This window comes from Chamaesiphon minutus PCC 6605, assembly GCF_000317145.1.
GTDB lineage: Bacteria > Cyanobacteriota > Cyanobacteriia > Cyanobacteriales > Chamaesiphonaceae > Chamaesiphon > Chamaesiphon minutus.
This window is the reverse complement of record NC_019697.1, coordinates 2,143,443-2,168,828: the sequence shown is the minus strand read 5'-3', so window position 1 is coordinate 2,168,828 and position 25,386 is coordinate 2,143,443. Positions and strand designations below refer to the sequence as shown.

General features: G+C 43.2%; 25 protein-coding genes and 2 pseudogenes. 13 read left to right on the top strand and 14 right to left on the bottom strand.

Features of this window, described 5'->3' with window-relative positions:
* Window positions 1-20: 20 nt before the first annotated feature.
* Both CHA6605_RS10100 and CHA6605_RS10095 read left to right on the top strand, forming a co-directional pair.
* The gene (locus CHA6605_RS10100; RefSeq protein ID WP_015159356.1) at window positions 21-251 is read left to right on the top strand and encodes a hypothetical protein; all 231 of its coding nucleotides are present in this window, start codon (window positions 21-23) and stop codon (window positions 249-251) included.
* 262 nt (window positions 252-513) lie between these two features.
* Window positions 514-1,611 carry a leucine-rich repeat domain-containing protein gene (locus CHA6605_RS10095; protein WP_015159355.1) on the top strand — a complete coding sequence of 366 codons (1,098 nt, stop codon included), beginning with the start codon at window positions 514-516 and terminating at the stop codon, window positions 1,609-1,611.
* Between the two features lie 221 nt (window positions 1,612-1,832).
* On the opposite strand, the gene folE is transcribed toward CHA6605_RS10095, so the two are convergent.
* The 4 genes from folE to CHA6605_RS10075 are packed head-to-tail and all read right to left on the bottom strand — an operon-like array spanning window position 1,833 to window position 5,212.
* Window positions 1,833-2,471, bottom strand: coding sequence for a GTP cyclohydrolase I FolE (gene folE, locus CHA6605_RS10090; RefSeq protein WP_015159354.1), 639 nt, complete (start codon window positions 2,469-2,471; stop codon window positions 1,833-1,835).
* Window positions 2,472-2,524: 53 nt separating this feature from the next.
* Window positions 2,525-3,739, bottom strand: a complete 1,215-nt coding sequence (locus CHA6605_RS10085; protein ID WP_015159353.1) for a CobW family GTP-binding protein — start codon at window positions 3,737-3,739, stop codon at window positions 2,525-2,527.
* 14 nt (window positions 3,740-3,753) lie between these two features.
* Window positions 3,754-4,752, bottom strand: a complete 999-nt coding sequence (locus CHA6605_RS10080; protein ID WP_015159352.1) for a CobW family GTP-binding protein — start codon at window positions 4,750-4,752, stop codon at window positions 3,754-3,756.
* Window positions 4,753-4,762: 10 nt separating this feature from the next.
* On the bottom strand, window positions 4,763-5,212 hold the full coding sequence (locus CHA6605_RS10075; protein WP_015159351.1) for a SufE family protein: 450 nt from the start codon (window positions 5,210-5,212) through the stop codon (window positions 4,763-4,765).
* A gap of 295 nt (window positions 5,213-5,507) precedes the next feature.
* On the opposite strand from CHA6605_RS10075, the gene CHA6605_RS10065 reads away from it, so the two are divergent.
* Together CHA6605_RS10065 and CHA6605_RS10060 are read left to right on the top strand one after the other, a co-directional pair.
* Window positions 5,508-6,548, top strand: a complete 1,041-nt coding sequence (locus CHA6605_RS10065; RefSeq protein WP_015159350.1) for a formamidase — start codon at window positions 5,508-5,510, stop codon at window positions 6,546-6,548.
* A gap of 294 nt (window positions 6,549-6,842) precedes the next feature.
* The gene (locus CHA6605_RS10060) at window positions 6,843-8,114 is read left to right on the top strand and encodes a SidA/IucD/PvdA family monooxygenase (protein ID WP_015159349.1); all 1,272 of its coding nucleotides are present in this window, start codon (window positions 6,843-6,845) and stop codon (window positions 8,112-8,114) included.
* 101 nt (window positions 8,115-8,215) lie between these two features.
* Here CHA6605_RS10060 and CHA6605_RS37225 read toward each other — a convergent pair.
* A pseudogene (locus tag CHA6605_RS37225) lies at window positions 8,216-8,374 on the bottom strand (DNA cytosine methyltransferase); the annotation flags it as partial.
* A gap of 99 nt (window positions 8,375-8,473) precedes the next feature.
* On the opposite strand from CHA6605_RS37225, the gene CHA6605_RS10055 reads away from it, so the two are divergent.
* Entirely contained in the window at window positions 8,474-9,847 is a 1,374-nt protein-coding gene (locus CHA6605_RS10055; protein WP_015158054.1) for an IS4 family transposase, read from the top strand.
* Here the strand turns inward: CHA6605_RS10055 and CHA6605_RS10050 are convergent.
* Complete coding sequence (locus tag CHA6605_RS10050; RefSeq protein ID WP_041547888.1) at window positions 9,844-10,200, bottom strand: hypothetical protein; 357 nt, start codon at window positions 10,198-10,200, stop codon at window positions 9,844-9,846. The genes CHA6605_RS10055 and CHA6605_RS10050 overlap by 4 nt on opposite strands.
* Window positions 10,201-10,206: 6 nt before the next feature.
* Between CHA6605_RS10050 and CHA6605_RS10045 the strand changes: the two genes are divergently transcribed.
* The 8 genes and pseudogenes from CHA6605_RS10045 (at window position 10,207) to CHA6605_RS32820 (ending at window position 20,112) form a co-directional block, all read left to right on the top strand.
* A complete protein-coding gene (locus tag CHA6605_RS10045; RefSeq protein ID WP_015158908.1) occupies window positions 10,207-11,868 on the top strand; it encodes an ISL3 family transposase in 1,662 nt (553 codons plus the stop codon).
* 223 nt (window positions 11,869-12,091) lie between these two features.
* The gene (locus tag CHA6605_RS10040) at window positions 12,092-13,537 is read left to right on the top strand and encodes a tyrosine-type recombinase/integrase (RefSeq protein ID WP_015159053.1); all 1,446 of its coding nucleotides are present in this window, start codon (window positions 12,092-12,094) and stop codon (window positions 13,535-13,537) included.
* Window positions 13,534-14,364 (top strand): DUF6262 family protein, encoded by an 831-nt coding sequence (locus CHA6605_RS10035; RefSeq protein WP_015159052.1) that lies wholly within the window; start codon window positions 13,534-13,536, stop codon window positions 14,362-14,364. The genes CHA6605_RS10040 and CHA6605_RS10035 overlap by 4 nt, the downstream gene beginning before the upstream one ends.
* On the top strand, window positions 14,357-15,532 hold the full coding sequence (gene dnaB / locus CHA6605_RS10030; protein ID WP_015159051.1) for a replicative DNA helicase: 1,176 nt from the start codon (window positions 14,357-14,359) through the stop codon (window positions 15,530-15,532). The genes CHA6605_RS10035 and dnaB overlap by 8 nt, the downstream gene beginning before the upstream one ends.
* 637 nt (window positions 15,533-16,169) lie before the next feature.
* Window positions 16,170-17,024, top strand: a pseudogene (locus tag CHA6605_RS10025) (reverse transcriptase N-terminal domain-containing protein); the annotation flags it as partial.
* Between the two features lie 370 nt (window positions 17,025-17,394).
* On the top strand, window positions 17,395-18,810 hold the full coding sequence (gene ltrA, locus CHA6605_RS10020; RefSeq protein ID WP_015158729.1) for a group II intron reverse transcriptase/maturase: 1,416 nt from the start codon (window positions 17,395-17,397) through the stop codon (window positions 18,808-18,810).
* 10 nt (window positions 18,811-18,820) lie between these two features.
* Window positions 18,821-19,855, top strand: coding sequence for a group II intron reverse transcriptase (locus CHA6605_RS10015; protein WP_086936202.1), 1,035 nt, complete (start codon window positions 18,821-18,823; stop codon window positions 19,853-19,855).
* 71 nt (window positions 19,856-19,926) lie between these two features.
* Window positions 19,927-20,112 carry a DnaB-like helicase C-terminal domain-containing protein gene (locus CHA6605_RS32820; RefSeq protein WP_198288457.1) on the top strand — a complete coding sequence of 62 codons (186 nt, stop codon included), beginning with the start codon at window positions 19,927-19,929 and terminating at the stop codon, window positions 20,110-20,112.
* Here CHA6605_RS32820 and CHA6605_RS32815 read toward each other — a convergent pair.
* The 8 genes from CHA6605_RS32815 to CHA6605_RS09975 form a co-directional block, all read right to left on the bottom strand.
* Window positions 20,096-20,341, bottom strand: a complete 246-nt coding sequence (locus CHA6605_RS32815) for a hypothetical protein (RefSeq protein ID WP_015159348.1) — start codon at window positions 20,339-20,341, stop codon at window positions 20,096-20,098. The two genes, CHA6605_RS32820 and CHA6605_RS32815, sit on opposite strands and share 17 nt — an antisense overlap.
* A gap of 499 nt (window positions 20,342-20,840) precedes the next feature.
* Complete coding sequence (locus CHA6605_RS10010) at window positions 20,841-21,314, bottom strand: hypothetical protein (RefSeq protein WP_015159347.1); 474 nt, start codon at window positions 21,312-21,314, stop codon at window positions 20,841-20,843.
* A gap of 334 nt (window positions 21,315-21,648) precedes the next feature.
* Window positions 21,649-22,041 (bottom strand): hypothetical protein, encoded by a 393-nt coding sequence (locus CHA6605_RS10005; RefSeq protein WP_015159346.1) that lies wholly within the window; start codon window positions 22,039-22,041, stop codon window positions 21,649-21,651.
* Window positions 22,042-22,161: 120 nt separating this feature from the next.
* Window positions 22,162-22,380, bottom strand: a complete 219-nt coding sequence (locus CHA6605_RS10000; protein ID WP_015159345.1) for a hypothetical protein — start codon at window positions 22,378-22,380, stop codon at window positions 22,162-22,164.
* A gap of 6 nt (window positions 22,381-22,386) precedes the next feature.
* Window positions 22,387-23,478 carry a class I SAM-dependent methyltransferase gene (locus CHA6605_RS09995; protein ID WP_015159344.1) on the bottom strand — a complete coding sequence of 364 codons (1,092 nt, stop codon included), beginning with the start codon at window positions 23,476-23,478 and terminating at the stop codon, window positions 22,387-22,389.
* Window positions 23,479-23,656: 178 nt separating this feature from the next.
* A complete protein-coding gene (locus CHA6605_RS31510; RefSeq protein WP_015159343.1) occupies window positions 23,657-24,073 on the bottom strand; it encodes a hypothetical protein in 417 nt (138 codons plus the stop codon).
* 107 nt (window positions 24,074-24,180) lie between these two features.
* Window positions 24,181-24,420: a hypothetical protein gene (locus tag CHA6605_RS09980; protein WP_015159342.1), complete on the bottom strand. Its 240-nt coding sequence runs from the start codon at window positions 24,418-24,420 to the stop codon at window positions 24,181-24,183.
* A gap of 252 nt (window positions 24,421-24,672) precedes the next feature.
* Window positions 24,673-25,245, bottom strand: coding sequence for a siphovirus Gp157 family protein (locus CHA6605_RS09975; RefSeq protein ID WP_015159341.1), 573 nt, complete (start codon window positions 25,243-25,245; stop codon window positions 24,673-24,675).
* Window positions 25,246-25,386: the final 141 nt, after the last annotated feature.

Below are 25,386 nucleotides of genomic sequence, written 5' to 3'. Positions count from 1 at the left end.
CAGAAATTTGGGAGAAGTTTATGAATCTAATTACTGCCTGTTGGCAAGATCGATCTGCTGTAGAGCTGGTATCGATCGATAGTTTTCAGCCCCAAAACGATACTTGGGTAAAATTGCGCGATCGACCGAATGATTATAGCGATGATGAAGCGTTACTGCTGTGCGAGACAGTTGGGGGTGCGTGGCTGGCTTGGGTGTCTGGTTTCGGTCAAATTGATTTACAACCAGGTGAATTTTATCGCATCGTTTGAAACATATTTTACCATGCTTCATTTTCCGCGAAGAATGCAGGTTAGACAGATTCAGACGGCTAGATCGTAACGAATATTGATAGCGAGGGGGCGCGATCGAGCTTTATTTCAGCGATCGTGCGCTTTTTTTATAAGTTCTAAATGGTGTATAGTACTTTGGGCAAATTTAGTACCATAGATATCTTACGTCCTTCTATTTTATCGTTCGTCAGCTAAAAATATTGCCCAATTTTATTATCATCGCGAGTGTTAATTGTAATGTATGAAAACTCAAAATCTTGCGCTAATTAGCATTTCGGTCGGGATGTTATCTTCGATTTTACACCCCACGATCTCGATCGCCCAACCAAAGTACAAAACATTTTTAGAGTGGTGTAACAACCAGCAAAATATTTCTGACGATGCCAAGCGCACCGTCCAAAAGTTACTAAAAACAGCAAGTACCAATGATTGTCAGCAAGCTAGTACGAGCTTACTGAAGCTGACCCAACTCGATCTTGTCGATCGAGAGATTAAGAATATCGAACCAATTGCTGATTTTGTCAATCTTCAGTCGATCGATCTTTCCGAGAGTGCGGTTGTCGATTTACAACCACTAGCAGAATTGGTTAACTTGCAGAGTATTAGCATCTCACGAACTTCAGTCAGCGATCTCCAACCTTTAGCAAAACTGACTAAATTGAAACAAGTTAGTGCCGCTGAAACTCCACTTAGTAATATTCAGCCACTAGCCAATCTTACCAATATTGAATTTCTGAATTTATCAAAAAGCAAAGTAGTAAATATCGAGCCATTAGCGAAGCTTACTAAGTTAAGAATTATTTTTCTCGAACAAACAGGAGTAGAAAATCTTCAGCCTTTAGCCAATCTCACCAATCTTAGTTCGCTGTACTTGAAAAAAAATAAGATCGGCAATCTCACTGGGCTAAATAATCTTACTAATCTCAAGGAATTATATTTATCGGAAAATCGGATTGATAATATTCAACCGTTAGCTAATCTCACGAATCTGCAACTGCTCTGGCTGGACTCGAATCAGATCGACGATCTACTGCCATTAACCAATCTCAAAAAGATAAACTTTCTGATTCTAGATAAAAATAAGATTAGCAACCTCGAACCATTAGTCGATTTGAATAATTTAGAAACGCTATATTTATCAAACAATAAAATTAGCAATGTGAAACCTTTATCTAAACTGGTGAATTTAAAAACGCTCTTAATTCGTAACAATCAAATTAGTGATATTAGCTCTTTAGTCAATCTGCCTAAGCTAGAAGGAATCGAATTGAATGGGAATCGTTTCGATAAAACAGAGAGTTGCCCGCTAGCGAAACCAAAAATTAGTTGCATTTATTAAAAAATTGCCACTGAAGATTTAATTATCATAAAATATTGTGGTAATTGCCAGCCACCACCAGATCGATCGCCACATCGCTAATAAATTGAATATTAAATTTCGTAGTATTTTAATACTTTGGTGACATTGATGTAGGGGCAATTTATGAATTGCCCCTACCCAAATGTCACTCGCATTCCACCTAATAAGATTTCTGTGCTATTAAGTTATTCACAACCAATCTAATGGAAAGATGGACGATGACGAATTAAATCCATGAATTCCTGCCGAGTTTTGGCATCATCAGCAAAAACACCCTGCATCGAACTCGTCACAGTCCACGAACCAGGCTTCTGCACCCCGCGCATTACCATACACATGTGCGTCGCCTCAATTACCACCGCCACTCCTTGGGGCTTCAGCAACCCTTGAATCGCATCAGCAATCTGAGCAGTCAGTCGCTCTTGCACCTGTAAACGGCGGGCATACATTTCACAAATGCGGGCAATTTTAGACAACCCAATTACCTTTCCATTGGGGATATAAGCAACATGAGCGCGTCCGATAATCGGTAAAATATGGTGTTCGCAAGAGCTAAATAAATCGATATCCCGAACTAACACCATTTCGCTCGCATCCTCATGAAACACTGCTCCATTGAGCAATTCATCTAAAGATTGGTTGTAGCCAGAAGTTAGGTATTTAAGAGCTTTAACGACTCGTTTCGGGGTATCTAAGAGTCCTTCGCGATCGGGATCTTCACCCAGCCCGATTAGCAATGTCCGCACTGCTTGTTGCATTTCTGCTTCCGAAACGGGAGATTTAGATTCAGTGCTGATGAGTTGCTTGCGGATATCGTCAGGTGAAATAGATAATGTCATGAGTAAACTGAGATTGAGTGATTAACGATCGATTATTGAATTAGAGCGTGAAACTAGGCAAAACAGTCTGTTAACTGCTGTCGAAGATTATCGGCATCCAGATTTCGTCCGATGAACACAAGTTGATTTTTGGGTGAAGATTGCCACGGCTCACCATTTAGGTTAAAACGAGCACCACTGAGTTGGAAAATATGCCGATCTTCACTATTTGTAAACCATAGAATTCCTTTTGCTCGAAAAACTTCTGAAGGCAAGTGTAATTGCAAGAATGTCTCAAATTTCTTGACATCAAAGGGGCGATCTCCTTCAAATGAGATCGATACAAATCCATCATTATCTAAGTGACTAGAATGATGATGATGATGTTCGTGAGCATGGTGTTCGTGGTTGTGATGATGTTCGTCATGTTCGTGGGGATGCTCGTGTTGATGAGATTCATGAGATTCATGAGCATGATGTTCGTGTTGATGAGCATCATGAGATTCATGAGATTCATGAGCATGATGTTCGTGTTGATGAGCATCATGAGATCCATGAGGTTCATGAGCATGATGTTTGTGGCTATGAATATCCTGCTCTGTTTGTTCTATCTCTTCCTCAACTAATCCCGCATAATTATTCGGGTTATTGTATTCCACATCTAGAATCAAATCTAGGGGTACCTGCCCATGTTCGCTATGTAAAATTCTGGCACCTTCTTTGACAGATTTAATATAAGATTCTAAATCTAGAATTTGCTCTTTTCTTGCCAGATCGGTCTTATTTAAGATCGTGATATCAGCATAGGTGATTTGCTTAAATGCAGCCTCACTATCAAAGTGTTCGGGCGTAAATGTCTCAGAATCAACCATCGTGACGATCGAATCCAATCTTGTCATATCCCGCAATTCTGTCCCCAGAAATGTCAAGATAATCGGTAATGGATCGGCGACTCCAGTGGTTTCAATCACCATATAATCTACCTTCTCCTCCCGCTCCAACACACGATAAACCGCTTCTACTAGATCTTCATTAATAGTGCAGCAGATACAACCATTACTGAGTTCTAACATGCCATCTTCCATCGACACCAACAGTTGACTGTCGATATTAATATCACCAAATTCATTGACTAATACAGCAATCTTTAAACCTTTTCGATCGCTTAAAATATGATTTAGTAAGGTAGTTTTACCACTGCCCAAAAAGCCAGTAATAATCGTGACAGGCATTCCCCGCTTAGGAATTTCGAGCGTAGCTGTGGTTGGATGCGTTATTGTTTGAGTCATGCAGATTTATTAAATTAAATAACAAGGCATTTAGTTAGTTGTGTTCTAATTGCCTCCGCGTTCAAATTGCGTCCGATAAATACTAGTTGATTAGCATGAGGTGGTGGCGAACGACTGGCGATCGATGATTCTGCCTGCATACTCTTCATCTCATACCGCTTACCGCTCATTTGCAGAACGTGACGCAATTTACTACCCTGAAATTTGAGGATACCTTTAGCCCGATAAACATCTGAAGACAATCGATCGAGAAAGTCCTGAAACTGAGCTAAAATCAGCGGAGAATTGCTTTCAAATGAAACTGCAACAAATCCATCATTTTCTAAGTGATGAGAATGTTCGTGACTCGAGTTGAACGATTTGAGAGTAGTATTAATTCCCACATCTAAAATTAATGGTAATGGTGCTTGTCCATATTCGGTATTAATAATTCTGGCATTTGGGGCGATCGATCGAATATAATTCTCCAACTCAGTTACAACTTCAGGAGCCACTAAATCGGTCTTATTTACCAGAATAATATCTCCAAAAATCAGTTGATTTAATGCCGCTTCACTACCATAATGTTCGGATGTAAATGATTCTGCATCTATTAATGTTAGTACAGAATCAACCCTAGTTACCTGCTGGAGATCGGTAGTTGTAAAGCTCTGCACGATCGGCAACGGATCGGCTATTCCTGTCGTTTCAATCACCAAGTAATCGATCGATTCCGCACGATTCACAATTGCCCAAACTGCATCGACTAAGCTTTGATTAATCGTGCAGCAAATACAACCATTGGCTAATTGCACCATGTTTTCATCCACAGCTACCAACAACTGTGAATCGATATCGATGTCCCCAAATTCATTCACAATTACGGCAACTTTTAAACCTTGCCGATTGTTGAGAATGTGATTGAGCAATGTTGTTTTACCACTCCCCAGAAAGCCTGTGACGATCGTTACAGGTATTCCAGTCAGAGGTTCCCACACTGAATCTAGACAACTCTGTGCGACTGAATTAGCCATAATCGTCTCCTTAACTTTGCGAATAAGTCTCCGTCAAGTGACAAACTAACGCTCTCTTTTGCATCATCTGAAAAATGTTATAAAACCCATTGGCACGAGAAGGAGTCAGGCTCACATCCAATCCAGTTTGTTGAATAAAATGCGGCGTTAACTGCATAATTTCTGCGGGAGTCAACCCATCCAATCCTTCCACCAATAAACCCACTAATCCCTTCGTAATTTGGGCATCAGAATCAGCCTCAAATCTGACCTTTCCCTCCTCAACTGTCGCAATTACATAAACTTGCGATGCACAGCCAGGGACGCGATTCTCAGGGATTTTCTGGTCTTCAGGGAACGCCGGAAGACGTTTGGCAAAGTGAAGCAGGTACTCATACCGCCGTTTTGGTTCCGATATCTGTTGGAAACGTTGGATGATTCGATCCAGTGCGGGTGGTAGTGGCTGGGAGACTGGCGACATATCAATCTGAGGCGAACCATTATTACAATAACGATAATCATTATCATCATATCGGATCTTTAGATAATTTGACAGATAATCATTCCGATCCAAATAACAATATCGTTCTTCTGCGCCATCGATTACCCGTAGATCCTTCGCTGTCGCTTGCCAGATCGAGAGCTAGCTAGGCTAGCTCACTCGGCACATATAGAATGATAATCATTATCAAAATGTAATCCCCACAACAGATTTCAACGTTGGGTTGTCATAAATTGAAACTGCTAAATCCAATTTGAAAGGAAGAGCAGCCAAAATGGGTAGTACTGGTAGCGTTAGTTCTTGGAGTGAATCACTCCTAGTTGCAATGATTCAATATCCCGTACCCGTCATTCGCGGGCCAGAGGATATCCAAACCCAGGTCAAACAGATTTGCCGAACAGTTGACAATACAAAAGCAGGTTATCCCGGTTTAGATTTGATTGTGATGCCAGAGTATTCAACTCAGGGATTGAACACAAAAATCTGGACATACGATGAGATGTTATTGACGGTTGATAGTCCTGAAATTGGCGAATTTCGGGCAGCTTGCGTCCGCAATAAAGTATGGGGCGTATTCTCATTGATGGAAAAAAACGATGTTGAAGGTTTACCCCCCTTTAACACCGCCATTATTATTAATGACAAAGGTGAAATCGCCCTTCATTACCGTAAATTGCAACCGTGGGTGCCCATTGAGCCTTGGTATCCAGGGAACTATGGAATGCCCGTCTGTGATGGCCCAAAAGGGTCGAAATTAGCAGTTTGTATCTGCCACGATGGGATGTTCCCTGAGTTAGCGCGAGAGGCTGCTTACAAGGGCTGTAACGTGTATATCCGCATCTCTGGTTATTCCACCCAAGTAAACGACCAATGGATTTGGACTAATCGCACCAATGCATGGCAAAACCTGATGTATACAATTTCCGTCAACCTTGCTGGTTATGATGAGGTGTTCTACTACTTCGGTGAAGGCACTGTTTGTAACTATGATGGCAATGTTATTCAGCAAGGACATCGCAATCCTTGGGAAATTGTTACCGCCGAATTATTCCCTCGCCTTGTAGATGAAGCACGCAAAAACTGGGCGTTAGAAAATAATGTTTTCAACCTTGGTTGTCGCGGGTATGTTGGCAAACCTGGTGGCGAACGCGAGAATTATCTCACCTGGGTTCGCGATCTCGCCGAGGGCAAATATAAACTACCTTGGGATGCTGATATTAAGATCAAAGATGGTTGGGAGTACTACCCAGATGGTGTGAAATTGGGCAAAATGCCGATCGCCCAACCAGCCGGAACCCCTGTTCTGACTTCATAGGATCGTTTTCACGCTGGAGTTTTTTGAGCTGTTGTAGAGGGGGAAAGGGTGAATTAATATTTACCTTCCCCCTCTTTCAATACTTCTCGGTTAAGAACTGCTAGCGACTGAAGTCGCCGCTAGTGATGCAAAGTCCGCCGACGCGGACTAACTAATTTTTAGCTTAACCGAGAAGTATTGCCCCCTCCTTTAGCGATCGAAAAAAACTCTACCAAATAAATAACCGAAAAGTCTCTTCGCTAGTTTAATAGATAGAATGATAATCATTCTTGTCAATTAGCGAACGATTCATCCATGCTCGATCCATTAGTGACTCTCCCCGAATTCATCGATCTGGCAATTGTTGGAGCTGGTCTTCATGCTCTGACGCTAGCGACACATCTATTACAGAAAAAGAAATCCATGCGCGGACGGTTCCTCGCCTTCGATCCTAGTGGTACCTGGATGAGTCAATGGGAGCGTCAGTTTGCCGCCTTCGAGATCCCCCATTTGCGATCGCCCGCCGTCCATCAACCAGATCCCGATCCTCATGCCCTGCGTACCTTTGCCGCTCCCCGTCCAGACGAATTATTTGCACCCTACGACCTACCTGGAACCCAACTATTTCGGGATTTCTGCCAAGAAACAATCCGGCGGTGGCAATTAGCTGATTGTGTCTATCCTGCTAGAGTTATCCGCGTCGAACCATGCCAAAATCGTGGTCGTGCGCGATTCTGTTTGCACCTATCTAATGGGCAAAGCATTATCTCCCGTAGAGTAGTAATCGCCAACGGTGGAGCCGTGCCGAATCTCCCTGAATGGGTGGGGGAAATTTCGACAAGTTATCCCCAGGATCGGCTGTTGCATTCTCATCAAATAGACCTGCGAGGATCGCGGCTCCAGGGTGAACGAGTCCTAATTGTCGGGGGAGGTCTAACGAGCGGACATCTGGCTTTGGGGGCAGTCGAACGTGGCGCACAGGTGCTATTAATGTCTCGCCGCAATGTATATGACAAGCTATTCGATGCCGATCCTGGTTGGATTGGGCCAAAATATCTCAAAGGTTTCTGGGCGGAGCCGGATTTACATACACGCTGGCAGATGATTCAACAAGCGCGAAATGGTGGCTCGATGACTCCAACGGTGTTGTCTCAACTGCGGCGACTGGAGCGAGAGGGCAAAGTTGTATTTTACGAACAATGTGGGGTATCTCAAGCCGAATGGAGCGACAATGGCTGGCAGATACATTGCGATAATTCCACTGTTCATGAGTGTATTCATCATCAAAGTATCGATTCTCTTTCAGAGAGGCTATGCCAACGAATTTGGGTTGCTACTGGCAGTCAGTTAGATGCCCGCAATCATCCATTATTACAAGATGTTTTAGCTGCTCATCCGATCGAATGTGTCAATGGTTTACCTGTAATTGACGAACATCTGCGCTGGCAAGGTTGTGAGCTATTTATTATGGGTGGTTTGGCAGCATTACGAGTTGGCCCAGCAGCGCGAAATCTTTCAGGTGCGAGGGCTGCTAGCGATCGGATCGTACCAGCTTTGACGAAATCTAGCTTGGCATTAATGGGTTAGAACTTTCGATCTAACACCCCGCTTCATCTGCCGCTAGTAACTTTTTGAATTCAACCGATCGACTCGATCCGAGCGGCGTGCGAGCGGATTGTTAGCAATGGTTATACACAAACTGTTCGCGCTAAGGAACTCGCTATATGGTGACTTAGTTCTACGGGTACAGCATTGCCAATCTGCCTCATTGCTCCTGTCCATGAACCCCAAATTTTATAATCATCTGGGAAAGTCTGGATTCGTTTAGCTTCAAAGGTTGTGTAGTAGCCATTCGTGACAAGTTAAGAAAATCAGAGATTTGTCAAAAGGGTAATAAAAAGATGCCAAACTGTTTCTAGTCAAGAGTTTGAGGGAATAGAGGCCTGATGACCAGCCGCCGAAGAAGTAACCGCGACCACGCCAAAAAGAACCACCAACCAGGTGTGGAAGATGAGATCATCGCCGCTCAAGTAGAGGCTTTATTGACACCAGCAATTTTCAATCAAAGTCATTACTACCGACAATTAGGGCTGAGAAATCGGCTGTTAAATTTACCCTTGATGATGGCAGCAGTGCTGACGCTACTGTGGCGGAATGTGCCAGGAGTCAGAGAACTAAGCCGAATGTTAGGGCGAGAAGGATTTTTGTGGTGTGAGCCAACACAAGTAAGTCAACAGGCGATTGCACAAAGATTTCTGACCTTTCCATCTGAGTTATTTGAGAGAGTGTTTAAGGAATTACTGCCAGAATTTAGAGTGAAGTGGCACCAGAGAAAACAGCGATTGTTGCCACAAAGCATTGAATTTGCTCAAGCAAAATTTGAGCGGATTTGGGCATGTGATGGCTCCACATTGGAAGCGATATTCAAGAAATTAGATAGCTTATCTGATGTGCCAATCGGACAACTAGCGGGAAAAATGGGAGTAGTCATAGATTTGGTGACGAGATTGCCGATTGAAATCTGGTTTAGAGAAAATCCCAAAGCTTCAGATGTTAATTTTGAGAAAGATATCCTGAATTTAGTAACATCGGGCACTTTATTGCTCTTGGATCGAGGCTTCTATCATTTCCAATTTTGGCAAGAATTAATTAACAGAGATATTCATTTTATTACTCGATTAAAAAAAGGTGCATCGCTACAGATAGAGCGAGTATTTAGCAATAGTTATAGTATCCGTGACCGAATAGTGCGGATGGGGTCTGGCACCAAAAAGACTCCATATATAACTGTAAGATTAGTCGAAATTAAAGTGGGTAAAGTCTGGTATTCTTATCTAACTAGTGTACTCGACCCATTGAATCTTCCTCCCTATGTAGTCGCCGATTTGTACGGAAGACGGTGGCGAATTGAAGAGGCTTTTAATACTGTTAAACGATTGCTCGGGTTGAGTTATTTATGGACTGGTTCAGTTAATGGAATTAAATTACAGATGTGGGGGACTTGGCTGTTTTATGCAGTTCTAGTCGATTTAGGTGATGCTGTAGCTGATGAATTATCTCTCCCATTCGACCGCATTTCTTTAGAGATGATTTATCGAGGTCTTTATCACTTTCATGTAGCTCATCATAAAGGTTTAGCTGCCAATCCAGTCACCTATTTTGCTGCCCCAGAGAATCAAGATTTAGGTATTGTTAAAACTGTTCGTAAACCTAATGTTAAGTTAATTATTGCACCTTTTCCTGATTCTATGAGTCGAACAGACAATTTTTTCTTCGACTCATCGCCTCAAGCCCGCTTGACAAGTGCGATCGCTTCTTAACTTGTCACTAATGTGTAGTAGCGAACTTGACCGTCTGGATATCGAATCATATTTTCTCCTCCAGGAACTCCGCGATCTCCTGCTTTCAGTGCTTTAGAAGGCATGTCAATATAACTGCCAGTGTGTCCAGGATATGCTTTTGCACCCTCTCTGAGAACATGCTCACTGTCAAAACTACCTTCAAAATCAGGTTCTGGGAGATCCCCAATTCGATCTCTCACTGTTTTCCAAGGCTCTAAAGATGGCGCAAATAAAGTAGGTTGTTGAATCAGTTGATGAACTCTGGTTCTTCCGAGCTTTTGGTGAAAGTGGGCGATCGAGCTACGCCAACGATCGGAGGCGGTGAGTAACATGAGAATATGACCCAATTTCTTAAATGCCTACTCCCAGGTTTCCAACTACTGCGGTTGGAACACGAGGAAATCGACACAGATGAGTATCACATTACCGCAAACGTCTCCTCAACCCAAGCATCAGTCCAGTGCCCAGTGTGTGCGAATCCAACCACACGCATTCATAGCCGTTACGAACGAACATTAGCAGACCTGCCCTGTGTCAACTACAGTTTGACTCTGGTGATGCAAGTGTGTAAGTTCTTCTGCGATAATACCGATTGCATTCGGCGAATCTTCACCGAGCGGATACCGGAAGTGACCGCTCCGTGGGCAAGAAAGACCAGTAGATTAAGCCAAAAAATTCAGACGATCGGATTAGCACTGGGCGGTGCAGCAGGTGCTAGCCTGTGTGGTCACATCGGTATTGTAGCTTGCGGAAGTACGCTATTGAATCACCTCAAGAAGTTATCTCTACCAGCAGTTAAGATTCCTAGAATTATGGGTGTGGATGATTTTGCTTTTCGCAAAGGCGAGCGATACGGTACGATCTTAGTTGATTTAGAACTTAACCAACCGATCGCTCTATTAGCAGACCGCAAAGCAGAAACCTTAACAAATTGGTTGATAGAACATCCTGGGGTCGAAATACTTTCGCGAGATCGCTCGAAAACTTACAAAAGTGCAATGGACAAAGGGGCACCAGCAGCCATTCAAGTAGCCGATAGATTTCATCTGGTGCAAAACCTGGAAGAAACGCTAGAAAAAGTCTTCAGCAGCTATAGCAACGAACTCAAAGCAATCGAACAACAGCAACGGCAGACTTTTGTTCCTAACGAAACCGTCGTGGTTGTAACCGCTCGACCGACTACCACAGCCAAGCTCCAAGTCCAAAAGCTAACGAACTATCAACAGCGCGTGCAACAACAACAAAAAATCAAGCGGCTGAGCGAACAGCAATGGTCACAGATTGCCATTGCTCAGGCGGTTGGGGTCAGCGTGCGAACCGTCCAACGCCATCTAGCCGCACCTGACTTGCCGGAAATAGCTGCGACGAACGACCGATCGGGTCGAAGCTTACTGGAACCCTACAAGCAGTCACTGCTAGAGTGGTGGAATGCAGAAATTCGCCAGCCAAAAGTCCTGATGGTCTTATTAAAACAGCAAGGATACACTGGTAGCGAACGCACTCTAACTCGTTATCTGGGTTCGGTCAGAGCTGCTCAAGGCTTACCACCGAGCCGAGTGAAACCTACCCTCGGTTTACCGATAGCGATCGATCCTCAACTTGAGCCATTAACTAAAAGTCGAGCTGCCTTTTTAATTTTGAAGCGGGTGGAGCATCGAGACGCAGAGGATACCAAACTCATCGCTAGGATCGTCTCGCAGCATCCAACCTTAGCCTTAGCCGTTGAGCTAGCAGATGAGTTTTTACGACTGCTGCGAGAGCAACGAGCAGATGCTTTTGATGATTGGTTGCTTAAGGCTGTTAAAAGTTCGCTCAAACCCATTGTCCAGTTTGCTGAAGGTTTGTTTGAGGACTATGCTGCTGTTAAAGCCAGTATGATGACAACCGTGAGCAATGGTCCAGTCGAAGGTTTGAATAATCGCTTGAAAATGTTAAAGCGACAGATGTATGGACGTGCTGGACTAGATTTACTCACCAAACGGTTTCTTCTGAATCTGTAACAATGCTTCTTTTCCCGATCGTTGGCGTAGCTCGATCGCCCACTTTCACCAAAAGCTCGGAAGAACCCAAAACACTTGACATTTAACACATCGAATTGGAGGCTTCATTTGTCCTAAATGCCAAGCTGAAGATATTTATCTAACTGGCATCAGGTTTGGTAAAAAGAGATTTCAATGTAAAAGCTGCAAGCATCGTCAACTTGACTCACTGATTTTGAGTAATGTGAATGTTAGTCATTATAGCGACAACACTAGTTCAGCAATAAAATCATTTGACTGGAAAGATGAGCAATGGGATTTGAGAACGATTAACCCTAATTTTGATGACCGAGATCGAGGAATACATCTAGCCAACTTTGCTAATATTCATCTAGTTTGGTTTAAAGTTGAAGTCAAAAAATATGTTAAACATCTTTGTAAGACTGGCAGATCTTTAAGCACAATTCAACAAGATCTGTCTACACTCAGACGTTTCTCTCGCTACTTAGTTAGAGAAAACATATCTAGTTTTGATGAAATCAATCGTAGCCTCATCCTTGATTATTTAGTTCAAGGACAGAAGGTTAATAAACTTAAACTAAGTGGATTGCGAAAATTATTCACCATCGGAACGACTAAAGGTTGGTTTGATATCGACCAAGACATCATCCGCGATGCCGACTATCCAAAACAGTATCAATATAATCCCGACCCGATATCAGACCAGGTAAGGGAGCAAATCGAACAGAATTTACATTTATTACCAGATTCGATTGCTCGAATGTGGTTGATAGGTTACTTTTCTGCTATGCGTCCCTCAGAACTAGCCTTGCTCAAACGAGATTGTCTAGTTCGAGAAGGACAACATTGGAAATTAATCTGGCATCGAAAAAAGACCAACGATCATCATGAAATACCAATTAGTAGAACTATTGCTAAAGTAGTCCAAGATCAACAGGAGTATATTCAAAACCTTTGGAGCGATGAATGGGACTATCTATTTTGTCACTATCACAACTTATCAAAGACTGACGTATCCCAACCTCAACTAGAACCAGTTATGAAAGTTCTACCAATTCATGCAAATCATCCCTTATCAGTTGGTATTCGCACTCTAATTACAATCCTCGATATCCGCGATGAAAATGGCCTGTTAGCCAAATTTCAATCAAAATTACTCAGATCCACTCGCTTAACCGAACTATTCGCACAAGGGCACGATTTAGCAGTAGTTAGTGCCTGGGCAGGTCATAAACAATTTGCTACTACTGCTACCCACTATACCGAAGTCAGTTGCAACCTGATGGAGAAGGAAGCTGGACATATCCAGAAAGCACTTGTCAACAGTAACGGTCATCGTATTCTCTATGAATCATTTCCTAAGTCTTTTTGGGAAACCCCCATTTCCCACAAACTCGAACTAACCCAAACCCATGTTAATACACCTATCTATGGTTATTGTGGTCTACCGCTTAACCAAGACTGTCATAAATCTAGAGCTTGTTATACCTGTGAGTGCTTTGTCGCTACTATTGAAAAACTCCCCCAATACATCAACACACTTAACGAGCTTCGAGCAAAATTAATTAAAGCTATGTCAGCAGGGCAGGAAGTACTGGTCGAGCAATTCGGCAGACAAGCAGAACAACTTGACAAAATCATTGCTAGTTTGCAACAGGGGGCAGCATGAGCAATTCAGATACCAAACAAGCTAGAGTCGATAATCTTCAACAAGTTCAAGCAGCCCGTAAGGAGGATTCAGCAGGTCGAGTTTTTAAAGCTATCGAACGTTTACAAAAGATTGATGGCAAGATTAACTTTACCACCGTCGCAAAGGAAGCTAATGTCAGTGTATCTTATCTCTACAAATATCCAGAGATCAAGCAACGCATAGCCGAAGTTAGAAATAAACAACGGTCATTCCCGACTTCACCAGTTGCTCAACCTAACTCATCTTCTACAGGTAAAATCATTACCCGTCTCAAGGAAAAAAGTCAACAACTAGAGAACGAAAATAAAGAACTCAAGCGTAAGAATGAAGCACTTGCTGGTCAAGTCTACCGAGTCCATTACCTCCAGGAGCAAGTCGAAAGGCAGCAGCAGATTATCGAAGATCTCCAAGGCAAATTAAAAGGCGAACAACTAGATAGCAAGGTAACACCAATATCAAGCAAGAGAAAAACTACGATTGACGAACAGATTCAATCCGAACTAGATTCTCTAGATATCGGTTTAAATCCGACTCTAACTAAGACAATTAAAGCTGCTACTGAATCGACTGTCTTAGCTGCAATAGCAGCACTCAAAGAGCAACTTAGTAAGAAGGATATTCCTAATCCTGGTGGCTGGTTAAACAAAGCTATTAGAGAAGGTTGGACTAAACCAGAACTAATCCCACAACAGTCAGCTAAACCGGAGTATCAAATAGTTACAACTAGCGAAAGACCAACTAAAGAATTAATCAGCTTCGACAAACTTCAAGAACTCAGTACTATTTTCAAACAGAAAGATGAATGATCCCATTCTACCCAACAATATCGAAGTAGAAGAGAATATCTTAGGTGGTATTCTGCTAGATCCGTCAGCTATGGGTCGAGTTATTGACTTGCTAACTCCTGAAGTTTTCTATATTACTGCTCACTCTACTATTTACCGAGCAGCTTTAGATCTTTACCATCAAGACAAACCCACCGACTTATTGAGCATAAAGACATGGTTATCTAACCACAAACTACTCAAACAGGTAGGCGGTGAAGCTAAATTAATCCAGCTATTAGAGCGGACAGTTTCAGCCGTTAATATCGACCACCTTGCATCATTGGTGGTTGATAAGTACAAACGGCGCGAACTAATCGCAGCAGGTCACGATCTGGTGAAGTTAGGACATGATACAACGACAGAACTAGAATCAGTATTCGACCAATCAGAACAGAAGATATTTAACCTAACCACAAACAAACAAGACCAGTTTAAACCCAAAATTATTGGTGATTGTCTGGCTGCTGTAGTCACCAAAATCTCACAAGGAAGCGAACCTGCATATCCTACTGGATTGGGTAATTTAGATACTTTGATTGGTGGGTTAATCAAGCAGGATCTAATCATTGTTGCTGCTAGAGCGAGTATGGGTAAAACTTGGTTAGCTTGTCATTTGACGAATCATATTGCAACTACTCAACATAAGCCAGTAGTCTTCTTCAGTGCGGAGATGTCGAGCGAACAGTTAACAAAACGGTTGCTATCGATGCACTCTGGGATTGACTCACATCGATTGATCCACAATACAATCTATGCGGATGAGTATGAAACCCTGAAACAAGCTTTGGGTACATTGGGCGAACTTCCTATCATCATTGATGATACTCCTGCTTCTGCTCTGACACCCGCCAAAATCCGCTCGGTACTGCGAAAAATCCGCCATGAGCGAGGTGAATTGGGATTGGTTGTCCTCGACTATATTCAAAAGTTGGGAGACAGGTCAGCGGGGAATAGAGCGCAGGCTGTGGGTAAGTTCTCTGGGGCGTTTAAGGATATAGCGAAGGAGTTTGATGTCCCCTTTGTGGCGTTAGCTCAGATCAACCGTGGAGTAGAGAGTCAGAGTAATAAGCGTCCTGGAATGGCGGACATTAAGGATTCGGGGGATATCGAGCAAGATATGGAGTGCGATTCGTTCGCTCTAAACTGAACAATCAGGGGATGAGCGACATTGGTTTGGGTAATCCTTCGGATTGAGTTCGCACTTTAATCCCCAACCGATGATAACTATACAACCTTATAGGTGAGTGAAAGTACCCTAGAACCCACAAATCCTATCCTTCAGACGCAGAAGTGAAAACCTATCCCTTATAGCAGAGACTAGCCATCAATCTATAAAGCAGGGGTAAAAGCAAAAAGATACTAATAGCCTAAATTAGTATCCTGTGAGTAGGTGACTATGGATAACAATTGCTAAGACACTATCTGAATCATCGTTACCTGTAACCAGCGAAATAAGGCTGTATGCGCTGGGAGTCCCAAAAGGGCGTAGAACAGGGTGGTATAAAGGTTCCATCTTATATACCATGCGTTACCCTAAAACTCGATGAAAAGGTGTCATCCTACAGGTCACAAAACAATGGTTGTATGGAACGAAGTAATCCATCAGATTACTCTTGGAGAGGTCGAATACTCCAAGCAGTCAGCTAAGACGTAAACTCTGCAATTTTGTAGGTATCTGGTGGGAGAGATTGTGTAAGAAGCTAACGCCTGTCGTAATTGACAGGATATGCAGACGTACACACGGTATCACGGAAGGAAAAGCTACAAGTAGTAATAAATATGCTATGAACACGGCAATTAGTCCGATGTATAGATGGAACGAAATCAACTGGCGCAAGCTAGAACGTAGAGTTTTCAAGTTACAAAAGCGGATTTTCCAAGCGTCTAATCGTGGCAATGTCAAGTTAGTTCGCAGACTTCAGAAACTTTTGATAAGTTCACGGTCGGCAAGATTGTTAGCGGTTCGTCGTGTAACTCAGGATAACCAAGGCCGGAAGACGGCGGGTGTAGATGGGGTCAAATCCCTAACTCCAAAGCAACGTCTCATCTTGGTAGATAAAATCAAACTGGGTACTAAAGCAAAACCTACGCGCCGTGTTTGGATTCCCAAACCTGGAACCAGCGAAGAAAGACCTTTAGGCATACCGACAATGGAAGACCGCGCCTTGCAAGCAGTAGTAAAAATGGTTCTCGAACCTGAATGGGAATCGAAATTTGAACCAAATAGCTATGGCTTTCGCCCTGGACGTTCGTGTCACGATGCAATTGAAGCAATCTTTTCGTCAATTTCTAAAAAATCAAAGTATGTTTTAGATGCTGACATCAGTAAATGTTTTGACCGCATTAACCACAATAAACTTCTATCAAAACTAAATACCTTCCCGACCTTACGGAAACAAATCCGAGCTTGGCTAAAAGCTGGTGTCATGGATGGAAAGAAGCTGTTCCCTACAAATGAAGGTACCCCCCAAGGTGGAGTTCTTAGCCCACTTTTGGCAAATATAGCCTTACATGGACTTGAGGAATTGATAATGGGATTAGCCCCAAAATTCGATATGAAGCGTCCCAATGGTAATCAATTGCCTGTCAGGGATAAATTAAAATCGATTTGCTGTGTAAGATATGCTGATGACTGTGTGCCACGAAGGCGCATAGGAGGACGAAGTCCTCCTGGCAGCTATGCTGCATAAGAGATGAGGGAAGGCCCCTCGGAGCCGCCATTCAGGTGGAGGCTTCAAACCACCGTAAGCTGCATCGGTAAAGAGCCGAGGTGGTGAGCGTTACGGAAAAGGCAGAGCAAGACTCTGTCAGGTAAGGATCGAGGAGACGAACGCGAGTGAACCGTTGATGAAGTGTCGAAAGCATAGGAATGAGGTCAAAACCGAGGGGTAGTCGTTACTTCGGGATTAGTCTGGCAGCAACCTGATTACTGGCCAGATGGCCTCCGGCATGAAGACGGCGTGAACTCGATCTAGGCTCTGATGTGGAACGTGGGAACCTGCCATCCTGATGATAAGGGAGAAACACAAGTGGAAGCCCCATAAGTGTGAGAGTACCGATGCAGGTGGCAGGGGCGGAGCGACCCGTAGTAGCGAAGAACATCCTGTAATGGGATGGGAGCGAAGGGGAAGCATTGTCCAGCTTGGAAAAATCGAACAACCGGAAATCGGGAGGATTCAAATGGAACAAGCAAAGCCGTTGAGTATCACCAAACGCCAAGTTTGGGAAGCATATAAACGGGTCAAAGCCAACAAGGGAGCGGCTGGAGTAGATGGACAGACGATCGAAAAGTTTGAAGAGAATCTGTCGGATAACCTCTACAAATTATGGAATCGGATGACATCTGGCAGCTACTTTCCATCCCCGGTTCTACGGGTAGAAATACCAAAAGGAGACGGCAGGATGAGGCCATTGGGAATTCCGACTGTGTCAGATCGGGTAGCCCAGATGGTAGCCAAAGATTTATTGGAACCGGAATTGGAAAAACACTTCCATCCAGATTCATATGGCTATCGACCGGGAAAATCGGCATTAGATGCGGTGGGAATGGCGCGAAAACGTTGCTGGAAAAGCAACTGGGTGCTAGAGCTAGACATCAAAGGCTTTTTCGATAACATCGACCATGAGCTGATGATGCGGGCGGTGCGCGTACATACGGAAGAGAAATGGGTAATTCTGTACATCGAACGCTGGCTAAAGTCACCGATTCAGATGCCAGATGGCACCAAACAACTTCCAGACAAAGGGCTACCGCAAGGCGGAGTTGCCAGTCCATTGCTGGCGAATCTGTTTTTGCATTACGCATTCGACAAGTGGATGGAGCGGAAAAATCCGGACATTCAATTTGAGCGGTATGCGGATGATGCGGTGTGTCACTGTAAGAGCGAAGCCCAGGCGCAAAAGCTGAAGCAAGACCTAAATGAGCGCATGAAGGAAGTTGGGTTGGAACTTCATCCAGAAAAGACGAATATAGTCTATTGCAAGGATGATGACCGACGGGAAGAATATCCCCTCACCAGCTTTGACTTTTTGGGGTATACATTTAGACCTCGCAGGTCAAAGAATCGATGGGGAAAACACTTCATCAACTTTACTCCAGCGATTAGTAATCAGGCAGCTAAGGCGATTCGGAAGACATCGCGCCAGTGGGACTGGCAATTAAGGAGCGATAAAAAGTTAGAAGACCTGGCCAGGATGTTTAATCCAGTCATTAGAGGTTGGATTAACTACTATGGTCGCTACTACAAGTCAGCCCTATACCCGACCCTAAAATGCTTGGAACGTCGCCTAGTCATGTGGGCGACGCGGAAATACAAACGTCTACGGAATCATCGGCGGCAGGCAGCACAATGGTTGAGACGCATAGCGCGAAAACAGCCGAACCTGTTTGCTCACTGGGGATTGCTGTATATGGCGGCTGGATAATAGGAGCCGGATGAGCGGAGACGTTCACGTCCGGTTCTGCGAGCGCCTGGAGGGGTGGTTCCTCTGGGCGACTCTACTTGTTATTCTTCACGAAGATTTGAAAGTTATTAATCAGTGTAAAAAAGAAGTAGAAGAATGGTTAAGTGACATTGGATTGGAATTAAAACCCAGTAAAACTAGAATTGCCCACTGTCTAAGTGATTTAGATGGAGAAAAAGCAGGGTTTAATTTCCTTGGCTTTAACATCCGACAATTTTCTGTTGGAAAATATTCATCTGGAAAAAGCTCTAATGGTAAGTTATTGGGATATAAAACTATTATCAGACCCAGTATAGAAAGTCAAAAAAGACACTATAAAAAGCTAAAAGAAGAAATAAATAAGCGAAGAGGATTAAGCCAATCTCGGCTAATCAATAGTCTCAATCCGATCGTGAGAGGTTGGTGTAATTACTTCTGCACAGTCAACAGTAAGGAAGTCTTCGGTAAAATTTATTCTTTGGTCTTTCTTAAACTTTTTAAATGGGGTAGTCACCGTCATCCAAATAAAGGTAAGAAATGGATTCGCCATAAATACTTTAAAAGTATTAACAATAATAATTGGTTATTTGCGACCCTAGAAGGAAACAACCTAATCAAGTTAGTGCGGCATGATTCGATTGAAATCAAACGACATGTCAAAGTTAAAGGCAATTCCTCACCTTATGACGGAGATTGGGTTTATTGGAGTTCAAGAATGGGTAAACATCCTGAAGTGTCTACTAAAGTGGGAAATCTACTGAAAACACAAAAGGGAAAGTGTGCTCATTGCAAGAACTACTTCAAAGATGGAGATTCGCTAGAAGTTGACCACATCATCCCTAAATCGAAAGGTGGAAAGGATAAATATGAAAATTGGCAATTACTTCATCGGCATTGTCACGACACAAAAACTGTCAATGATGGCAGTTCTGGCACAAAATCCAACTGTAATAGTGTTGAGCCTAAGCCACCAGTTAAACCTGAATCTTGGTTCTGGCAAGACGATATGTTGGTAATGACGCATTGATGACAACAACCGTTTTACTGAGGAGCCGTGTGCGTTAAAAGGCGCAAGCACGGTTTTGGAGAGCAGTGGGGGTGGTGACACCTTCACTGACTTTAATTTTGGGACTGTTGTTATATCGGGATGAATATTACAATTCAGATAGTTTGGAACCAGGGGTGATGGAGATTATCGTCAGTAAGAATCGGAATGGAAGTGTGGGCACTTGCAAGGTTAAATTCGACCCCAGCATTGGTAGATTTTCTAATGTTGCGGATTGAAGGCAAAACTCGTTGTGGAATACATAGACAATGACAAAGTTATCATGCAAATAGTCATGCAGCTTTTCAGTATCTGATAATGCCAGAACCAATGCAAGACGTTGTGAGCGTCACGTTCGACACTTACCAACGGATATTCCTGGATCTGTCCGTTCTGTAGCTTTTTCTTCTTGGTGCGTTGGCAAAGAGTACCGCTCCGACCTGGTACTCGATCTCCACGTAGCTTCATTTACAATGATTAGTGAAATACTTTTGTTTTGGGTAATAACTAAATTAGTTATTACTCTTTTTATTATAAATGAAACATGATAGGCTTCGGACAACGATCGATCCAAAGAGAAGCTAATCTTCCTACTCTTGAAGTCGGCACAAGCTTATCGATTTTTATTTAATTTAGCATAATACTATTGAAACTTATCAAGCGCGATCGACAATATTAATTTAAATCTCTTAAATCGATCGGTCAGAAAAACTACTTATATTTGCTATATAGTTCCTTCATCGATATACCAAACTCATTGCTGATTTAACATTTAGATTTTTTACTTTCGATTCAGAAAACAAATCTGTACCGACCCCATAAAGTTACGCTACTAGCTGGTTTTAGCGCAAGCGGTGACTGTATGAGGCGGACACTAGTGATTTCCATCGGAGCTAAGGCAGTAGTCCGCGTCATCAGTCAAAAACCAGCCGCCCCGCAGGGCCACAGGGTCAGCGACCGCGACATTTCAATTATAGATATTAACAAAGCTATACTGATAAGTAATGACATACAAAACCGTATGTTCGTACAAGAGCGTAGCGATCGATTGGGGAAGTTCGGGGGGGAGGCAAGAAATCACTACAAGTTCAGTTTCGGGATCGTAATTTGCTAAAATTTCACCGATTTCAGCGGTTGCCGTCGTAGATAAGTCAGGAATTTTGGGGATAATTTTGGCAATCAGATCGGAGGGAGGAATAATAGTGTGAGCGTCGATTAAATTCACGCACACGCCCCCACCACTATCTTTAACAACATCGATAAGCTTATGCAATCGTTTTGAGGGAATGGGGTCTAATGTTGCCCAGTATTTTTGAAGTTCGCCGGAAATTCGGAGCTTGGAGGCTTCAGGAAGTCCAACAACTTCAATCGTTTGTTTGGAACAGTGCGGTTCTAAGCGGTAACTATCGCACAGCAACTTCCGTCTTTTAGCATCACCCATACTTACCTTGCGAATTAAGATCGATCTCTACTTATTTTAACGCGGCGAGTTCGATCGTACATAAGAGAGCTGTGGGAAATATGCCAGACAAGAGTTTGAGCGATGTAATTAGTTTCAAGTTACTTGAAACTAACTTAACCAACAGCGCATCGACTTACCACCTAAACCAGTGCCCCTATTCGGGGAGGCTGCGGTTTTTGCCAGCCGAAACCTCTAATGTTAATCGGTTTCGTTTTCGAGCAACTGGAGATTGCCGAAGGCAGACTAAGAGTCAACGGATTCGGGCTGCTTTAAAATCCGCTTGTGGGTTAGTCTGGGGTCGAACAAGCATAAATCAAGTAGATTCTAGATCGATTGACAATTTTAACTGTTTGCACGAGCAATCATAGTAATAATCTCTAGATATCCAGCGATAGGCATTAGACAAACAGTTAATAATTTCGCTCCAAAGCGGAGCATTTTCATCAAGAATACCAACCGTGTCTACATATCGATTGAGAAGTTTTCCGGCGTTAAGTACCCCAGTTAGAGCATCGAAAGCCAATCCCTCTAGTTTAGCTTGAATACTGCGTTTAGTTGCTGCATTACTGCGCTTCCAATAGATCGAATTCCAGATTTGCCAGCGGCTCTCAAGGAGATTTCGAGCGGTTATCAGCTCAGATCGGGCTTCAATTAATAATGTATAGTCCATACTTCCTGGAAACTGCTCGATCTTTTCGATCGCCACACAGATTTATGCTGTTGCTGCATACATGGTGCAATCTCAATTAATGTACGAATAAAGCCAACCTGTAAATTTTTGGTGTACGGATTGGCTTTGTTTTTTGAATTTCCAGGTGCTAATAAATTAATGCTTTATCTCATTCGATCGAGTCAGGTCATCCAACGTTGCAGGTTTATAAACTAGTTCTCTTAATTGCACAGAGAAATCGGGAAAATCTCTGTCACAATGAAAAAGAGCTTGCTGAAGCCACCATGCTCTTTTAGTTGTCGATAGCTCGTCCATCGCGCGAATAGTTGCTTGATACAAGCCAAATCTGGTTTTGTACTGGAAAGGGTTTCGCATGAGATCTCAACGACAAAGGTGAATTAGGTGCGTCTCGATTGCACAATATCGATAGCGTAAGCGCTGCCTTGGCAGGTCGCCTTTGGTGAAGGCTTTTGAAGGATTGGGGTAACGAATGGCTTCAAGTGAATCGAGCCATTCTGAAAACTGGCGACGTTTTTTGATGCGACTGGGATGTTCGATCGGCAGCACCGCAACCAGCTCCCCGCCAGGAGCCAACCAATCATAAGCATGGCGAACGTGTTGGATGTAGGCATCCTCGCCAAAAGGCGGGTTCATCAAGATCCGGTCGTAGATCGGGCGGGGGGTGGCGGTTAGAAAGTCTCGTCCCAGCGGCACAAAGCCGAGTAGGGTCAGAGCTTCAGCCAAACCCGCATTCAACTCGAAGCAGTCGATGTTTTCGACTCCTAAGTCTCGCAGTGCAACACAAATATCGCCAGCTCCACCCTCTGGGTCGAGGCAGGGGTGTTGAGGTTGGACGTTGGCTAGTTGCAGCATTCGACTGATAATTTCGCCTGGGGTCGGGTAGAAGTCGGGTACCTGTTGATAGATCGCTTTGCGTCGCAATGCCTCTACCCGTTCGCCAATCGGATCGATCTGTCGATCGGCGGGATTGCCCAAACTTTCTAATAGTTCGACCGCCGCTAGAGCATCGTTAGCACTATGGATGCCGATAGATCCCAACCTTTGAGCGATTTCATCACCGCGATCGAACCCCGTGTAGAGATATTCGAGCGATTTGGCTCCTTCTTTTTGCCAATGGAAAATTGAGGCAAAGGAGTCGAGATGACTGCGGTTGCTAATTTTGGAAAGCTGGGTAGGGCAAGTACCGTCGCGATGTCGAACGGCAAGTCCCATCAACCAACTCTGGATAAGTTGCAGCCGTCGTCCGTCCTCCCGCATACTGGCAGCAATACGAGAACGACGGGCGGTAATGTTTTGGTGGGAAATTGAAGGACTTAGCTTGGATGAAATCGCTGTGTCCATCGCCGCAGCCAACTTTTGTAACTTATCGGCTAAGTTGGGATTAGGTGGGGGACAGTTGGCAGGAACGGAGAAATCTAGAGTTAATTGTCCATCGATATTAGTAACGGTCATAAATTTGATGAGTATGATAATAAATGGGCATAAAAAAGCCAGCAATTAGTGATAATTGCTGGCAAGATTCATACAGCAGGATAATTGGCAGAGATTAAACACCTGTCAAAGTGCCTCGTACCGCTATTACCAGCATTAGTTTGATGCTAGCCAATCCAAAATTCGTACATATAATCGATTAAAATAGTGATAACTGAGGTTGTCGAACATCAGTCGTACAAAGCACCTGATTGTCGATTACAACAATTAGATCTGCCGCAATAATGGGAGTTCCTGTCTCTTTCCATGAGAAATAGGATTGAGAGTAGGGACAATAATGTATTTCCTTCAAAGGTGGGAGAACAGGCAAGCTGACACTAGCTAAGACACCTTCGCAGTAGGCATGAACATTTTTACGCTTATCCTTTAAAACCCGTTGTCGTCCGCGCTCGGAGACATAAAAGTGTGGATAGTTAATAACTAAATTATCAGCGTGCCCGACGAGTATCCATGACTTATTAATTTGCTGAGTTAACGACATATGCCCTGTGTTAAGATTGCGATAGCACCGAGTCAGTAATCCAGTACAAACTTGCCAGTCAATATCTTTAGTCATAACTTTTAATCGATAGTGGGGACTAATTAGTAATAGGCGAACAAAACAAGCACCAACGGCAGTTAAGAGCTGGTGCTTGCTTGGTGGTAATTTGAACTAATAATCTACTAAACTGAGGCTGATGATGCTGGAGACGTAATGGTTTCCGGCAGATAATCCAGACATTCTGCGGCAAGATCTTCATCATCAATATTCCAATCGGTTCGCAGATTTCGAGCTAACTTCGATCCAAGAGCTGGATAGCTACAGTCAAAGCCAAACTCTTCAGGAGCGTCGTAATTATCTGGCTCGTGCCAGTAATTCCCGTAAAGACAATTGGCACAACTTACTTTTTGTCGATCGCACATAATTTAGATCCTAATTAATTCCAAAATACTGCTGCTACAGCAGCTCTATTATTAATTGCCCTAATTGACATTAAATTCAAAATTTCATTACTACCACAGCCTTAATTTTTCAATAGCAATTCATCATCTATAGCCGTACATATGATGAATTGCTACTCATATAAATCCACAAGTTTTCATGAGTAAAGGCAAAAAAAGCCAGCGACTATTCATCACTGGCTACCACCCAAGAAGATCTCAAATAGTTTTTATTCAACCAATCCGTAGGTGTGTCCCCCTTGGTTGTAGACAAGCAATTTGTTCGCCATCTACTACCAAATTATCTTCTCCAGATTCAGCTAACTTTTTAAGTACGGCTTGACGATCGACTTTATAAGTCGTGGTAATCGCGACCAAATCGGGAGGAAAGTTTCGCTCCTCGATATCTGGATTGAGCCAAATGGGTTGAACTCCGCCATTTTTGACAATCTTAATTGTCGCATCCTTACCTTTAAGCTGGGCATTGGGTCGCTCGGCAATAATCAACTTTAGATAGTTCTCAAATTTTTCAAGTGCCTTAATTTTGAGATCGATCGCACGATTAAATTCGTCGCGGCGCGATTTTAGGTAGGCAATGTCGCCTTTTTGGGCGGCAATCGTCGCCACAATCGCATCGACTTTATCCGCAATGGCAGCTTCCAATTCATTAAATTTGACGATTAGTTCGTCAGCCCCGTCTGAGTCCGTCGCACCTGCAATTTCTTCAGCAGAGGTCGATTCGGCAAGCTCCATAATTTCCTCGACGAGTCGATCGCGTTGGGATTCCAAGTTAATTAGTGATGGCATAGTTTTATGGTGGTAAATTTCTGTCGATTAAAACTTCGATCGCTAATCTAAATTCATAAGTATCAATCGATATTTAAAGATCTCGAATTTAACACAACTAAAAGCCAGTAGCTATTGTAACTACTGGCTTTTAGTGAGATT

Bases quoted from the DNA above. Each gene is read 5' to 3' on its own strand.
- CHA6605_RS10100 (WP_015159356.1), top strand. From the start codon at position 21: ATGAATCTAATTACTGCCTGTTGGCAAGATCGATCTGCTGTAGAGCTG.
- CHA6605_RS10095 (WP_015159355.1), top strand. From the start codon at position 514: ATGAAAACTCAAAATCTTGCGCTAATTAGCATTTCGGTCGGGATGTTA.
- folE (WP_015159354.1), bottom strand. From the start codon at position 2,471: ATGACATTATCTATTTCACCTGACGATATCCGCAAGCAACTCATCAGC.
- CHA6605_RS10085 (WP_015159353.1), bottom strand. From the start codon at position 3,739: ATGACTCAAACAATAACGCATCCAACCACAGCTACGCTCGAAATTCCT.
- CHA6605_RS10080 (WP_015159352.1), bottom strand. From the start codon at position 4,752: ATGGCTAATTCAGTCGCACAGAGTTGTCTAGATTCAGTGTGGGAACCT.
- CHA6605_RS10075 (WP_015159351.1), bottom strand. From the start codon at position 5,212: ATGTCGCCAGTCTCCCAGCCACTACCACCCGCACTGGATCGAATCATC.
- CHA6605_RS10065 (WP_015159350.1), top strand. From the start codon at position 5,508: ATGGGTAGTACTGGTAGCGTTAGTTCTTGGAGTGAATCACTCCTAGTT.
- CHA6605_RS10060 (WP_015159349.1), top strand. From the start codon at position 6,843: ATGCTCGATCCATTAGTGACTCTCCCCGAATTCATCGATCTGGCAATT.
- CHA6605_RS10055 (WP_015158054.1), top strand. From the start codon at position 8,474: ATGACCAGCCGCCGAAGAAGTAACCGCGACCACGCCAAAAAGAACCAC.
- CHA6605_RS10050 (WP_041547888.1), bottom strand. From the start codon at position 10,200: ATGTTACTCACCGCCTCCGATCGTTGGCGTAGCTCGATCGCCCACTTT.
- CHA6605_RS10045 (WP_015158908.1), top strand. From the start codon at position 10,207: ATGACCCAATTTCTTAAATGCCTACTCCCAGGTTTCCAACTACTGCGG.
- CHA6605_RS10035 (WP_015159052.1), top strand. From the start codon at position 13,534: ATGAGCAATTCAGATACCAAACAAGCTAGAGTCGATAATCTTCAACAA.
- dnaB (WP_015159051.1), top strand. From the start codon at position 14,357: ATGAATGATCCCATTCTACCCAACAATATCGAAGTAGAAGAGAATATC.
- ltrA (WP_015158729.1), top strand. From the start codon at position 17,395: ATGATAAGGGAGAAACACAAGTGGAAGCCCCATAAGTGTGAGAGTACC.
- CHA6605_RS10015 (WP_086936202.1), top strand. From the start codon at position 18,821: ATGAGCGGAGACGTTCACGTCCGGTTCTGCGAGCGCCTGGAGGGGTGG.
- CHA6605_RS32815 (WP_015159348.1), bottom strand. From the start codon at position 20,341: ATGAAGCTACGTGGAGATCGAGTACCAGGTCGGAGCGGTACTCTTTGC.
- CHA6605_RS10010 (WP_015159347.1), bottom strand. From the start codon at position 21,314: ATGGGTGATGCTAAAAGACGGAAGTTGCTGTGCGATAGTTACCGCTTA.
- CHA6605_RS10000 (WP_015159345.1), bottom strand. From the start codon at position 22,380: ATGCGAAACCCTTTCCAGTACAAAACCAGATTTGGCTTGTATCAAGCA.
- CHA6605_RS09995 (WP_015159344.1), bottom strand. From the start codon at position 23,478: ATGACCGTTACTAATATCGATGGACAATTAACTCTAGATTTCTCCGTT.
- CHA6605_RS31510 (WP_015159343.1), bottom strand. From the start codon at position 24,073: ATGACTAAAGATATTGACTGGCAAGTTTGTACTGGATTACTGACTCGG.
- CHA6605_RS09980 (WP_015159342.1), bottom strand. From the start codon at position 24,420: ATGTGCGATCGACAAAAAGTAAGTTGTGCCAATTGTCTTTACGGGAAT.
- CHA6605_RS09975 (WP_015159341.1), bottom strand. From the start codon at position 25,245: ATGCCATCACTAATTAACTTGGAATCCCAACGCGATCGACTCGTCGAG.